The following is a 12,174-nucleotide window of genomic DNA, read 5'->3' as shown; positions in this document are numbered from 1 at the left end:
CGCCTCACTTCTTCGGCGGAGCTTGCTTCGCCTTAATCAGCTGATAGTAGGTACTCGCGCCGGCTTTCGTCAGCTTCACTTCGTCAATGAACTTCTGAATGATGTCCTTGCGAGTGATGCCCTTCACAGCAACCATCCGCTTGTAGATTTCCACCGCAACCATCATTTTGGTCGGCGCAGCTTTTGCTTCAGCATCCCGCTTGGCGGCAACCATCCGCGACCACTCAGCGTCCGCATTACTGCCCTCATTGCCCTCCCGGGCCTGGCCTTCCCGATGCAGTGCAATAGCGCCAGCCGCCACAGCAACCGCTGCCGGCTTCGCCTGCCCACCAACTCTGCCTTGTCAGCGCCGGTCTCTTTAGCCTTCGGGCTTGCGACTGCCTTGGGATTGGTCATGATCGGGGCTCCTGATGTCATTGGAGCCCCTACTGTCCAGCGAATCTTCAAGACAGACAACTCATGGCGCATTGAGCACTTTTAGCCTGACCCAGCGACGGATCGCCGAGCAACAGTGACAGTCCTCGCGTCACCGCAGTACAAACACCATCTAACCTATTGTTTTTGCTCAGATTTTGAGCCACACCATCCCGTCCGAGTCCACGCCACCTGCGGCTTCGCGAGCTAGCATACTGTAGTACGCACAATCCCACGCTGGAGAGAGGTTTATGAAAGAGGATTCCGATCCGTCGTTTTCCGAAGAACTTGCTAACCTGCCCGTTTGGGACCGTTCATTCTGGCTCTCACGCGCGTTTCTTGAAGCGAGTCGATGCTTGTGCACGAGCATGTTGGGTGGCGATTTTAGTTCCCAGTACTCTTCCAGCCGAGTTATATTGCACTTGGCTCGCCAGGGAGTTGAACTGTTCTTGAAAGGCGCAATTGGCGCCGTTTCTGAGCGCTCGATTCCCCAGACTCACGATCTGAGCAAACTCTTCTCTGAATATCGTCGCCTTTATCCCCAGTTGATATTCTCCTTCGAACTCCCTTCCCACTTCCGCGTCAGCTTGAACCTTGACCTCTTCCCGCAAGACCAAGAGAAGTTCCATTCGACATTGGACCAACGCCATCGATATCCTGCGGACAGGAAGGGCAACACATTCGCCACCACGGAAGTGTTTGACCCAGTAACGACGTTGACGGAGCTAGAAGAACTTGACCACGCTCTGAAAGTGCTGGAGTACGTACGCATTCGACCGTTTCTGAGTGGCAACTGGCGCTCGAATGGGCGGCGTGAGCGAAGCATCCACGGCCAACACGACGGCGGCCAGCGCGAAGTCCAATGAGCAACAGTGACAGTTTTCACGTCACCATCACCCACCCCTCCAGTATCTCCTTGATTCAACAGGAGTTTCCGAGTTAGATCGTTAGCTTAAATAGGCCCGGCGACGGGAGCAGCCCCCGCTCCCCCGTCGCGTTCGCGCCTCCAAGCATTTTTTTATTGAAATTCCAGGCGTATTAGATGATTAAATAATTCCCATTGTTTTTTAAAAAATGATGGAAGAGAAGAAGATAAGCGAGGAGAGTTTGTATTTTTTGGTGTGGATCATCAAACCGTGTAGAAGGCGGGCGCCGGCCGAACATGGGGTGCCGATTGCAGTAGTCGGCACCCCTATTGACCAGTTACACGGAGTCTGGGCAATCATCGCCGGCTCGCTGGCGCTTGGGCCACAGCGAATCAACCGATGGGCTAAAGCGCAGGAATTTCTCCGTATGCTCATCGAGGATGACATCGCCGTTCAACCGCACACCCTTGTAGAAGCGCTGAGGCTTGCTAATTGCAGTGAGTCCCGACGTAGCACCGAGATGCTGACCAAAGCGCTTCTTCGAGTAGGCGAAGTTGTAGTTCTCTTCGCTCCATGCCTTGAAGAACTTATATGCAGTGTCGAAGCGCATTTCGGCATCGGGATCGAAGATGCAGTGGTCCCGCAGCCAAGTTCCCACGACATCCATATCGTCGCGATACTCCTGCACGGCATCGGCGATCACCATCGGATCGTTAAGGCCAACGCTCTGCCACTCAATGCATCCCGCCAACGCCCAATTGAGAATTCCGGGCAGTTCCGCGCGCAATTTCTCTTCAAGGTGCTTATCGCGCTGATCGGCGGGCACGGTGACGGTGAAGGGGATCAGCTTCATGCGCCGCCAAACGCCGGTGTCCGTACCCTTCACAGTGGGCTTGTAATTGCTGGCCAGCCAAATCTTGAAGCGAGGCACGAACTCGAAGGTATCCTTATACAGGTGGCGGGCGGTGATTGCGTCACCCCCGGTGTACGACTTCACGGTCTTATCACTGAAGTGCTGACCATCCTCCACCTCACTCATGGCGACGAGACGTTTGCCGCGAAGACGAGCCAGATCGCTACTCGGGCCGCCCGTACTTCCCCCTTAAAACGCTCCAGAAGAAGATCACCTAACGCCTGCGCTCCCAGTTCCCCGAACAACGCGCGCAAGATATTCAGGAATGTGGACTTCCCGTTCGCGCCGGTGCCGTAGACGAAGAACATCGCGTGCTCGCGCGTAGTCGTCGTCAAGGAGTAGCCAACCGCGCGCCTGAGGTAGGCTACAAGCTCTTTGTCACCTCCCATGATCTGGTCGATGAATGCCTCCCATATTGGGCAAGTTGCGTCGGCATCAAAGCGAGCGCCAGCAGTCTGAGTAATCATGAGACTCGAGTCGGCCGGCAAGAAGCTACCATCCCTCAGATTCACGATGCCGTTCTCCACAGGGAACAGCCACTCGCCCTGATCCAATGCCGAGACCTCCACGAGGATATCGGGTTCCGAACGGAACAGCGTGATGGCGTCGTTAATAGCTTTCGCGCTCTCGGAGCGAATGGCGTGCTTCTTCATGGCGAGCTTGTAGGGGCCATCGCCCAGCCTTGCCACTTCCGCGTGCATCTCCTCAATCATCGTGCGCGCACCACGTGCGACAATAAGCTCATCCACCCTCCGCCAGTATTTCTCTGTGGTCAGTTGAAACCACTGTTTTTCAGGCGAAAAATAACGCAGTTTGTCGCCCAACAATCCGCTCAACCGACGCGCGTTGCCGAGGTCCGTAAAACGCACCTCCTCATGATCACTTTCGATGTGCAGGCGAGTCACATTCGCGGCGATTTCATCGACCTCTGTTTGTGGCAAAGGCGGCTCGCACTGATTCTGATTGAGGTGTTGAAGGTGGTCCGGCAACCGCTCGGCCGCATTCCCTTGCTTGACGAACTTGAACGCGGCGCGCATCAAGAAATCGTTGCGGCCACCCTTTTCAATCTTCTCGCCAGGGCGCGTCACGTGCCGATTACTCGGCGAGGGGCTGGCCACAAGCTTGACGAGCCAATCAGGTGCATCAGCAATTGGAATATCCGCGTCGAGCCACACATACTGATTGCCATCGATTTTCGACGGCGGCGCAACGACGTAGCCCTTTGCTGCCCGCACGTCAATGCCATCAACCATCGCAACACGACTCTTAATATCGATGTCGTCCGGGTAGCGAAAATAGAAGTGAAAGCCACCCGATGGGGTTTCAACCGTCAAGGTCTCTGGCAATTCTCCATGGGCTTTCTGGAGCTTGCCCAGAGACTTGATGCCCACGTTGTTGTTCTTGATGTCGATGTCCAATACCCAGATGCCGGACGGCTTCCCGGTGGCAATGCCGACGTTGCAATGCGCATGCGTCTCGCTCCATTGGGCGAGTTGCGCTTCATCCCGCGAAGCGTCCTTGAAGCCATTCGATGTCGCAGGCTTCTTGCCATCGACGACGACTGGGAAGACAGAGAAACCGCGGACGGCGAGGCAAGTGTATTTGTTGTTCTGCATAGAAATTCGTAAAAGGGTCAGGCAGGCGCGAGCGCGAGTTGACCCAGCCGCCACCAAAGCGGAGATACGCTGCCTGACAGAGAAAATGAAGGTTGACGACGGGAGCTGTGTTTAGCCCGGGACTAGTGCCATCCCTGCCGCCGCACTAGCTGTTAGCGAACGGCTTCCTCTCGCGGCTCACAAACCAGACCACGGATTCGTGCCAGCTTGTCGCGGTGGCTTGGGCTCGTTCATGCCGATGATCGCAATCTGCAATGGGTTCCCATTGGGATGCAAACTCATGTGGCAAGCGATGGGCAAGCTCGGACAGGCCCATGTCACGGTGACAGTGCGAGCACTCAATCGGGTTGTCGGAGTCCAGGAAAACTTCGCAGACTTTTTGAGGCGAGCCGCAGTAACGGCAAGGCAGGATGTACTTCGGTGCCGGCGACAACAGTTCCTCGCCCTCGTTGAGACAGGCAGCATCCATGTTAAAGCGCGGACAAAACTCGGACGAACAGTAGTCGGCTGCGTGGTCTGAACGGCAGGGTGTCAGCTGGCGGGGCGTGGTAGCAGGGGGAAATTGCGAATTCACCATCATTATTCCTCGTGAGAAAGGATCGATGGCGTTGCACGATGAAGCGCAATGTATGGGCGGACACCATCGATCAGGCACCGTCCCCAATGGACGGTGCTTCAGTTCGAGGTCGTCCCATTGCATCCGAATATCCCGGAACGGACAGCTCAAGACGCTGTATCCGTGGCGATCACACTACCGTCGCCCGCAGGGTGGGAAATCGCAGACCGCTCGGCCCGCAAATTCATGTGCTTGCTACTCGTAAAGAACGCTTACTATACAAAATTGCCCGTTTCCCCGTTAAGCCGTAGCAAGACTATGTAAACATCGTCGTCGCTCCCGATCGCCACGGCAGGCGGCAGCACCGCGCACAGCCCTCCAGCGCGCGAGGCACGGCAGCAGCGCCTTTTACAAAGGAAGGGGGGCGCCGCGAACCCCTCAGATTTGTAGCCTCCTGAAGGGCCCTCCAATAGCTCGGAAAGCGATTGAAATATTCTTCGTGCTGGGACGAGGGAAGCTGTTGATCCACCCGCGCGGTTGACCGGAAGGTGTCCATATCGATATTTAACAAGGACACCTCATGACCCTACTACGACGCAACAACAGCAAGAACTGGTACTACCAATTCCAGATCAACGGTAAGAAATTCTTCGGCACGACCGGCACACCGAACAAGACGAGGGCAGCGCAGGTCGAACGCGAGATGCGCAATCGAGCCCACGGCGAGGCATTCCTCGGAGAAGCAGAGACCATCACGCTCAAGGACGCCCTTGAGAGATATCTGGAAGCGCGCAAGGACACCGCCTATTACCCGGGCATGTGCTCGGGCGTTCGGAAGACATTGGGCTACAAGCTCCATCCCCGGACCAAGGAAAAGCTCCCCTGCTACGGCCTCGACCCGAGCACGCCGCTGCACACGCTTCAGACCCGCGACATCGACCAGCTCGTCGCACGACGCAAGTCGGAGGGTGATAAGCCTGCCACCATCAAGCATGAGATTGGCCTGATTCGTGCGACCATGAACGAGATGGCGAAGCTTGGCTACAAGGCGAATAAAGACATCGTATATCCCGCGCTTAAAACCGCTTATAGGCTTCGGTATCTCGATTCCAACGAGGAAGCCGCGTTACTGCGCGAGCTCGATCCCAACGCCGTCAGAACGGGTTTAAAGTCGATTGAGGAGCGAACATCTGAGATGCGGCGCAACGTGCAAGACAACTACGACCTGACGGTGTTTTTGCTCGATACGGGATGCCGGTACTCGGAGGTCGCCAACATCCCGTGGTCCGCCATCGATATGGCAGCCAGCACCATCAGCCTGTACCGCAGCAAGGTTCGGAACGAGGATGTACTGCACATGACCACCCGCCTACGGGAAATCATGGAACGGAGGTACAGCACGCGTCGTCACGATCAACGGTACGTCTTCGAGGATCGCAACGGTCACGAGCGCGGCTATAGCAGCAAGTCGATCAAGAAGGCCATTGACCGAGCCGGACTGAATGCTCCGATGGTGGTAAAGGAACGAGGCGGTCGTGTCACTCTGCACACCCTGCGACACACCTACGCCAGCAAGCTCGTGCGCCCGGGCGTCAGCCTCTACGAGGTATCTGTCCTCCTCGGCCACAGCGATCCGAAAATGACGCAGCGGTATGCACACCTGAGCCCCAATCAGGCCAGCAGGAAGGCCGCGACCCTGATCGATACGATGCTATCTGCGGCGTAGGGAAATAGTTGTGATTGGATCTTTTAGCAAGGTGCGTAAATCCGGAAAACTCCGTCCCTTGCTGTCAGGCCCGCACAGCCTCTGCCAGTGCGGTGAGCACATTCAGTGCGCCACCGCGCAGCACGATTCGACGCGCATCGCTGGCCGACTCATCTTCCTGGTTGATTCGGATCATCCGATGCCCTACACGCTCACCAAACCTCCGGACAGTCGGTATGGCTTCACCAGCACCGATTTCGATGACGAGAATCCCTTCCCGTTCCTTGCACCACGCATCAAGCCGATCCCGGTCTTCGCTTGTCGGGCCGTGGACCCACGTGTCGTCATCGAACATTAGGATATGTGGGCGTGCTAGTGCCCCACAAGCTGGACACCTTGGCGGGGCATTCCTGAGCAAGCAACGTTCGTTGCTCACCACCGGCCAGAAGTCCTCCACTAGCCACACTTGCCCACTGCAGCCATCCAGGCATTGCAGCATGTGGATTGAACCATGGCATTCGTGCACGCATCCGGCTTCGAAGCCCGCGCGTTGAAAGTGCCCGTCCACGTTGCTAGTGAAGACGCGGTAGCCGTCTCGCATCGACGTTGCCAAGTCCCTCAGGATGCCGAATCCGGCATGGGGGGCTGTTCTCCGATAGAGCTTGAGTCGTTGCCCGTAGAAGCCCCATGCCTGCTCTGGCCGAGAACGGAATGCCTCAGGCGTAGCTATATCGTAGAACCCGATCCCATCATGTTTCAGCGCTGGATATACCCGCCAGAAGCCATCCGGACCGCGAAAATCCGGCAACCCGGATCAACCCCAATGCCTGCGCCCGCCGTGATGATGAGTGCGCCTGCATCACGTATCCATTGCGCTGCGAGCCTGATTTTCGCGTCTTCCACGACTTATCTCCTCGCCCATTTACTGACATACCGGGGCATAGCGCTTCGCTCGCGCTTGATGGCATCAAACTCCGTCTGCCACTGTTCCAGTTGTCGCTGTTGCTCTTCCTGCGGCAAGTCCTCGAAGCCGTCAGCAAACGAGGGTTTTGCGTCCTCGTGAGCGATCATTTTCTTAGTGATCTCGTGGAATGGCTTTTCCAACCGATCATGCTCCACCTGCTCGCGGGCTCGCTCTGCCGCCGGGGGAAGCCACTCGCCTCGACTAGTCACCGTACCATAGAACTTACACCAGACAACCCCGAACATGCTCAGGCCGATCACGTAGAGGAAGTTGGTCTGCACAAGCGTCAGCGTTTCCATCTCGGTGAGTATCGTGCGGTCCATGAAGATCGCATGGAGCGTGCCGAAGACATTAGTCGCGGCCGATAGGTAGAACACGAGGTGGTGATCTGATGGGCCGAAAAACAGCACTCGTGCAAACCAGCAGTACAACATAATCACGCCGTACAGCATCATGGCGGAGGTCCACCGATGCACGATCCAAAACTTCGTCTCCTGCTCCGTCGTGGCGACGCTCATCTGTTTGGTTCCGTTTGCTCTTCGCTGCCAGAGAATGATGGGAACGAGGAAGACGACGGCGAGAAACCAAGTTGCCCAAGCAAGTCGCATCAAGCTCGCAATTGGGCCATCGTCGTCCTTGTAATTGTGATTGTCGAACACGGTCATCCCCTTTGTTAGTACGCCAGCCCTTCATCGTCCGGGAATTCGGAAGGGCTGGGCACTGCGAATCGAGCGCTGAAAACGGCCGAGCACCGCACGGATGGCGGCGCGTCGTCTCGTTAAGGAATGGTGTACGTCATCGGATTGTTCGCGTTGTCCGATACGAGCTTCGTCACCCCGTCCTTCGCATACGGGAGCATCCATTCGATCCACGGCGTAGCGACAGTGGGCTACTCGTTGACCACGATGTCCGATGCGTTGGTGCTGAGGTCGACTCGCTGAACATGCGAGTGGCATAGGAGTTCGCGCCCTGATCGCTCGTGCGCAGCAGATACAGCTTGCGGCCCAACAGGACGGCATCCAGCGCAGCAGTGCCGGGCACGGAAGGCAACGTCGTCGGGACAACGTTCGCGAACGTCCCGGAACCATCGTTGAGCAAAACCGTGGGCGGGGCATCCACTGCCGGTCCATTGCCGTGGTCGTCACTACCCATCAGGAGAATGAATTGAGATATTATTAGCCCGTGCGGTTGATCGCCGCCAGCGTATGGGCCTACAGAATGTTGTTATGCTCACCGATGCCGACAAGCAGGCCTTCTCTGACCGTCTACGATTGGCGTTACGCCGTGCGGGAGAGGACGTTTCCAGCCCTACGGATCTAGCGCTGCAGTTCAATCTGCGCTATCGCTCAGGGTCTCCCGTATCGACCCAGACAACGCACAAATGGTTGTCCGGACGCTCCATCCCTACCCGTGACAAGCTCGCCGTCTTGGCGGAATGGCTCAAGGTAACTGAGCACTGGCTTCAATACGGGCCGCCGCCGGCTGCTCAGGGAAGGGAAAATCGGAAGGCGGAAAAGCTGGGACCGGATGCGCTCGCACTAGCACAGAAGATCCAGAGCCTTGCGCCCCATAGGCGCTACCTGGTGGAAGAATTGGTCGAGCAATTGCGGCAAGACACCGATTAGATGCCCTGAAAGGCCTGGAGGACGACGAGAGGGCGCTCGTGATCAGCTTCGTCCAGCAGTTCACTGACCTGCTGCGATCCAAGCATCCGGCACGGAGCCAACGCCGCAAATAGCGGCACACACCAGACGCTACTGCGCCCGCCTACTGTAGTCATTCCAGATTCGCCGCGCCACGGTGTCGGCGAGGTTCCCCGCTTCGAATCCGGCGATGTCCTCGCACAGTAGATGCAGCTGGTCTAAAAACTCAACGTAGGAAAGAGCAGAGCCGAAGTGTTCGCTCACAATCTCCGCAAGGGCCTGTTCCTGCTCCGGAGACAGCAGGGAAATAGGGGTATCGGTTGAGGTAGCCATCCGGGCAGCTTCCTACCCTTCGCCAACCGGCACAACGGCTACACCAGCTTCGTCGCGCTACTGCCGAAGGAATGGACGCCCAGGGCGCTGCATCGGAGATCGCGGGATAGCGTTGTCGAACAAATGGGGAAGCAAGGCGCCGCTAATCAGCCCCTCCAATGAGGGGTATAGAGGTTGGCCCTGCTCAACGATATATGTGCACAGTGCTGATCTCCTGACGAAACATGAGCCCGGTCCTCGAAAATAACGTAAGCCATCATTTATGGACGTCCTTCCAATGAGGGGCTGAACGTCAGAAGCTAGGTGTCCACGTGGACACATGCACACCTACCTCGATGACACAGACACGAGACCTCCGAGACCGCCTAGTGGTCGCGCTGCGGCCGCGACGCCATGATGTGTCAAGCATCGCAGGTGAGCAAGGACGGTACTGATGTTGTCGCTTGCGAATGTATTGATACCGCACCCGGTCGCCATGCTCGGCCGTCAACTGGACATGTCTTGTCCAGATCCATGTTGATGATGACGAAGCCAAGGCGCGTGAGCCGTCACCGCTAGCGGCACTGCGCAGGAATCTTGGTGACATCCCAGTCAGGAGCTCGCATTGAACAATGATCGCAAAAAGGCAGTAACGGAGTCTATCAGCGCATGTCAGATCTGGCCGGCCCAGGCCACAGAGAAAATTGGCCAGATGCTTGGTGAAATCAACCAAGCAAATTCCATCATTGGCAGTATTTCAGCAACTGCGCAAAACAACGCCATCAAGGGGGGCTTTGCTGCCGAAACCTTTCACGCCGAATCCTTCAACCTGGACGCCATCCTGAAAGACAAGGATGTACGCGCTTTCACTGACGGGTTCGCCAAAACACCCATTCCCCGCAACGACCCCATGCACGACATCGTCGTCATGAAAGACGGCAAGCAGGCGCTTGGGGCGCAGTTGAAATATTTCAAGGACGCCGATGCCACGCAAAAGGCATTCCGGTCCAGCAAGGATGGTGTGCATCGCTATGAGCACAGCGATGTGTTCCTAGGGCCATCCGATCAGATCGACGGTATTCAGGCTTCCGCGCAGAAAGCCATACTGAAAAACAAAGAGACACGTCCTAACGTATCGCAGGCGGCCGAGAAAGTGCGGGACAACACGGCAGGACAACTCGATGTGGACGGTGTTCAATCCACATTCCTGAGCAAAGGCGAAGCCGAGCAAATTGGTGGCGGTACCAAATCAGGCAAGGCGTCGCACGAGAAAATGCAGAAGGGCTACCTGAACAAGGCCACAGTCCAGCAAAGCCTGCGGGCAGCAGGTTCTGCGGCGGTTATCACCGCCGTGACCGCAGGCTGCATCAACGCCTTCCAGTGCATTCGGCAAGTCAAGAATGGTGAGGTCACTGCGGAGCAGGCCGCCACGCGCATCCTGCGCGATACGGCAATTGCCGCCGCCGACAGCGCACTGAAGGCAGGTACAGCAACGGCGAGCGCCAGCATGGTGGCACGCTCGTTCCCCGAACTCTTCGCGGGCTCGGCATTCCAAAGCAGTCTTGTCGGCGGCACTGTTGCGGGCGCCGCGATCTGCGCGGTGGATCTCGTTCAATGTCTCGTCATGGTTGCCGCGGGCAAGATGACCGTTGCGGAACTGGAAACCCGTACGGGCAAAAACGTCTTTCAGACTGGTGCCGCTGTAGTCGGGTCCGCTGTCGGTGGATCGATCGGCGCGCTGGGGGGGCCGATAGGGGCATTGATCGGGAGTATGGTGGGCAGCATGATTACTTCGCTCGCCATGAGCATCGCACTCGACAACCACGTCGAGAAAACCTTCAGGCTCACACTTGCTGCCTCGGAACAGGTTGCCAGCAATGGCATTGCCGTGCACGACACCTTGAAGTACCTGCAGTTCTCCCAAGAATACTACGCGGATTTCCACAGGGGACTTTATCTGTCCGAGCGGCATTTCACACATCAAGTCAAGACCATGCAGGTGCAGAGCGCGCGCCTGAAGCAAAAGATCAACAATCTCTGAGACGGGACAATGAACGAAGCATCCGTAGCTGAACAACAGCAGATCTTTAGTGCACCGATGGAGCAGGCGGAACTCGAGGCCGTCAACGCACTGGTCAGCAAGCACAAGGCAAATGCCGCCCTCACCCAGCAACTGGCACTTGATGCGTCGCGACTGGTGACGACGAGCCAGGAGCGGCTTGCTCGTCAGGCCGATGCAGGGTTCTTCAAACGCCTGGCCAGTGCCATCAGCGGCAAGACCAGCGAGAACCAAGCGTTGAACCAGCTGGACATCCTGAAGATTCAACGGTTCGCATGGCACTACCTGCAGCAGCTTCAGCAGCAGAAGCTGATCAACGCACAAGCCATCGCTGTCATTCGCAACAATCTCGGGACGATGAACGACTACATCATCGAAACCCGGGATTTCCTTGAACACGCCGTCGACAGACTCCATCACCGGCTGCAGCACGTTGAAAACAACACAGGCTTCAACACCTGGGCACTCAACATCGAGGCCAACAAGCGCCGTTTCAAATCGATTCCGAAGAACCTGCTGATCTTGCGGCTGACATATGACTTCATGCGCCGGAATCCACAGGTCAATCTGACCGCAGACGATGTCGACAACTACCTTGTGACAACGCTCGAAAAGCTCGATGTCAATTGCGATGAGGAGATCAGGCTGCTGGATTTCGTCAGCGAGCTGATCGACCAAATCGACGTCGTTGGCATTGCCCAGTATCGCGCCGCAATCGAGCTGTCGTTCGATGACCACACTGTCGATTCCGACTTCATCCAGAAGAACGTCTCCGGCATTGGATTCAACTCCCTGTACTTCCTGTCTGATCACTACGACAAGATCGTCGATCTGATCGGCGATGAGTCACTGTGCAACAGCGACGAAGCGCGCGAGAAAATCATATCGAAGTTCTTTGGACGCGAGCTGTTCGGGCTTTCCACTGTCTATGGCATCCGCGCCCTGATTCACGAGATAATCGGAGGTAGCCAGGTTGCCATTGATATCTATAAGGATGTGCATGGGCTGAACGTCGTGGAGGAAGCTGTGCAGGAAGCTCCTGCGTCTTCCGCGTCAGAGGCCGTATCGCTTGCTTCATCGCTGCCGGATATCAAGGCACACACCGGCCTCGATAGCAGCAGCACGG

11 protein-coding genes and 2 pseudogenes are annotated in these 12,174 nt (G+C 56.8%); 5 read left to right on the top strand and 8 right to left on the bottom strand.

From position 1 onward, the window contains the following. Positions 1–4: 4 nt before the first annotated feature. Positions 5–286 (bottom strand): hypothetical protein, encoded by a 282-nt coding sequence (locus KF708C_RS35500; RefSeq protein WP_370552795.1) that lies wholly within the window; start codon positions 284–286, stop codon positions 5–7. A 379-nt stretch (positions 287–665) separates the two neighbouring features. On the opposite strand from KF708C_RS35500, the gene KF708C_RS35495 reads away from it, so the two are divergent. Next, on the top strand, positions 666–1,280 hold the full coding sequence (locus KF708C_RS35495; protein ID WP_156173747.1) for a hypothetical protein: 615 nt from the start codon (positions 666–668) through the stop codon (positions 1,278–1,280). 337 nt (positions 1,281–1,617) lie between these two features. On the opposite strand, the gene KF708C_RS36870 is transcribed toward KF708C_RS35495, so the two are convergent. Beyond that, positions 1,618–2,319: a DNA primase family protein gene (locus KF708C_RS36870; RefSeq protein WP_059411229.1), complete on the bottom strand. Its 702-nt coding sequence runs from the start codon at positions 2,317–2,319 to the stop codon at positions 1,618–1,620. After that, positions 2,316–3,809, bottom strand: a complete 1,494-nt coding sequence (locus KF708C_RS06345; protein ID WP_059411227.1) for a phage/plasmid primase, P4 family — start codon at positions 3,807–3,809, stop codon at positions 2,316–2,318. Before KF708C_RS06345 ends, KF708C_RS36870 begins: the two co-directional genes overlap by 4 nt. A 1,136-nt stretch (positions 3,810–4,945) precedes the next feature. On the opposite strand from KF708C_RS06345, the gene KF708C_RS06340 reads away from it, so the two are divergent. Continuing rightward, positions 4,946–6,091: a tyrosine-type recombinase/integrase gene (locus KF708C_RS06340; RefSeq protein WP_059411225.1), complete on the top strand. Its 1,146-nt coding sequence runs from the start codon at positions 4,946–4,948 to the stop codon at positions 6,089–6,091. Positions 6,092–6,155: 64 nt separating this feature from the next. Here KF708C_RS06340 and KF708C_RS36625 read toward each other — a convergent pair whose 3' ends face one another. From KF708C_RS36625 to KF708C_RS06335, 4 genes and pseudogenes are all read right to left on the bottom strand, one after another. Further along, the gene (locus tag KF708C_RS36625; protein ID WP_231586399.1) at positions 6,156–6,425 is read right to left on the bottom strand and encodes a hypothetical protein; all 270 of its coding nucleotides are present in this window, start codon (positions 6,423–6,425) and stop codon (positions 6,156–6,158) included. Positions 6,426–6,470: 45 nt separating this feature from the next. Next, a pseudogene (locus KF708C_RS36620) lies at positions 6,471–6,878 on the bottom strand (SIR2 family NAD-dependent protein deacylase); the annotation flags it as partial. Then, complete coding sequence (locus tag KF708C_RS36615; RefSeq protein ID WP_231586398.1) at positions 6,827–6,973, bottom strand: hypothetical protein; 147 nt, start codon at positions 6,971–6,973, stop codon at positions 6,827–6,829. The gene KF708C_RS36615 and the pseudogene KF708C_RS36620, both read right to left, overlap by 52 nt. A 3-nt stretch (positions 6,974–6,976) precedes the next feature. Then, the gene (locus KF708C_RS06335; RefSeq protein ID WP_059411223.1) at positions 6,977–7,699 is read right to left on the bottom strand and encodes a hypothetical protein; all 723 of its coding nucleotides are present in this window, start codon (positions 7,697–7,699) and stop codon (positions 6,977–6,979) included. 561 nt (positions 7,700–8,260) lie between these two features. On the opposite strand from KF708C_RS06335, the gene KF708C_RS34385 reads away from it, so the two are divergent. Continuing rightward, entirely contained in the window at positions 8,261–8,659 is a 399-nt protein-coding gene (locus KF708C_RS34385; protein WP_082079468.1) for a hypothetical protein, read from the top strand. A 129-nt stretch (positions 8,660–8,788) separates the two neighbouring features. Here the strand turns inward: KF708C_RS34385 and KF708C_RS06330 are convergent, their stop codons facing one another. Next, on the bottom strand, positions 8,789–9,010 hold the full coding sequence (locus KF708C_RS06330; RefSeq protein WP_059411222.1) for a hypothetical protein: 222 nt from the start codon (positions 9,008–9,010) through the stop codon (positions 8,789–8,791). A gap of 604 nt (positions 9,011–9,614) precedes the next feature. On the opposite strand from KF708C_RS06330, the gene KF708C_RS06325 reads away from it, so the two are divergent. Next, positions 9,615–11,030: a hypothetical protein gene (locus KF708C_RS06325; protein WP_059411220.1), complete on the top strand. Its 1,416-nt coding sequence runs from the start codon at positions 9,615–9,617 to the stop codon at positions 11,028–11,030. Between the two features lie 9 nt (positions 11,031–11,039). After that, positions 11,040–12,174 (top strand): annotated as a pseudogene (locus tag KF708C_RS06320) (hypothetical protein); the annotation flags it as partial.

It is taken from the genome of Cupriavidus basilensis (assembly GCF_000876015.1).
Lineage (GTDB): Bacteria > Pseudomonadota > Gammaproteobacteria > Burkholderiales > Burkholderiaceae > Cupriavidus > Cupriavidus basilensis_B.
The sequence above is the reverse complement of the archived record's forward strand: the minus strand, read 5'-3'. Positions and strand labels throughout refer to the sequence as shown.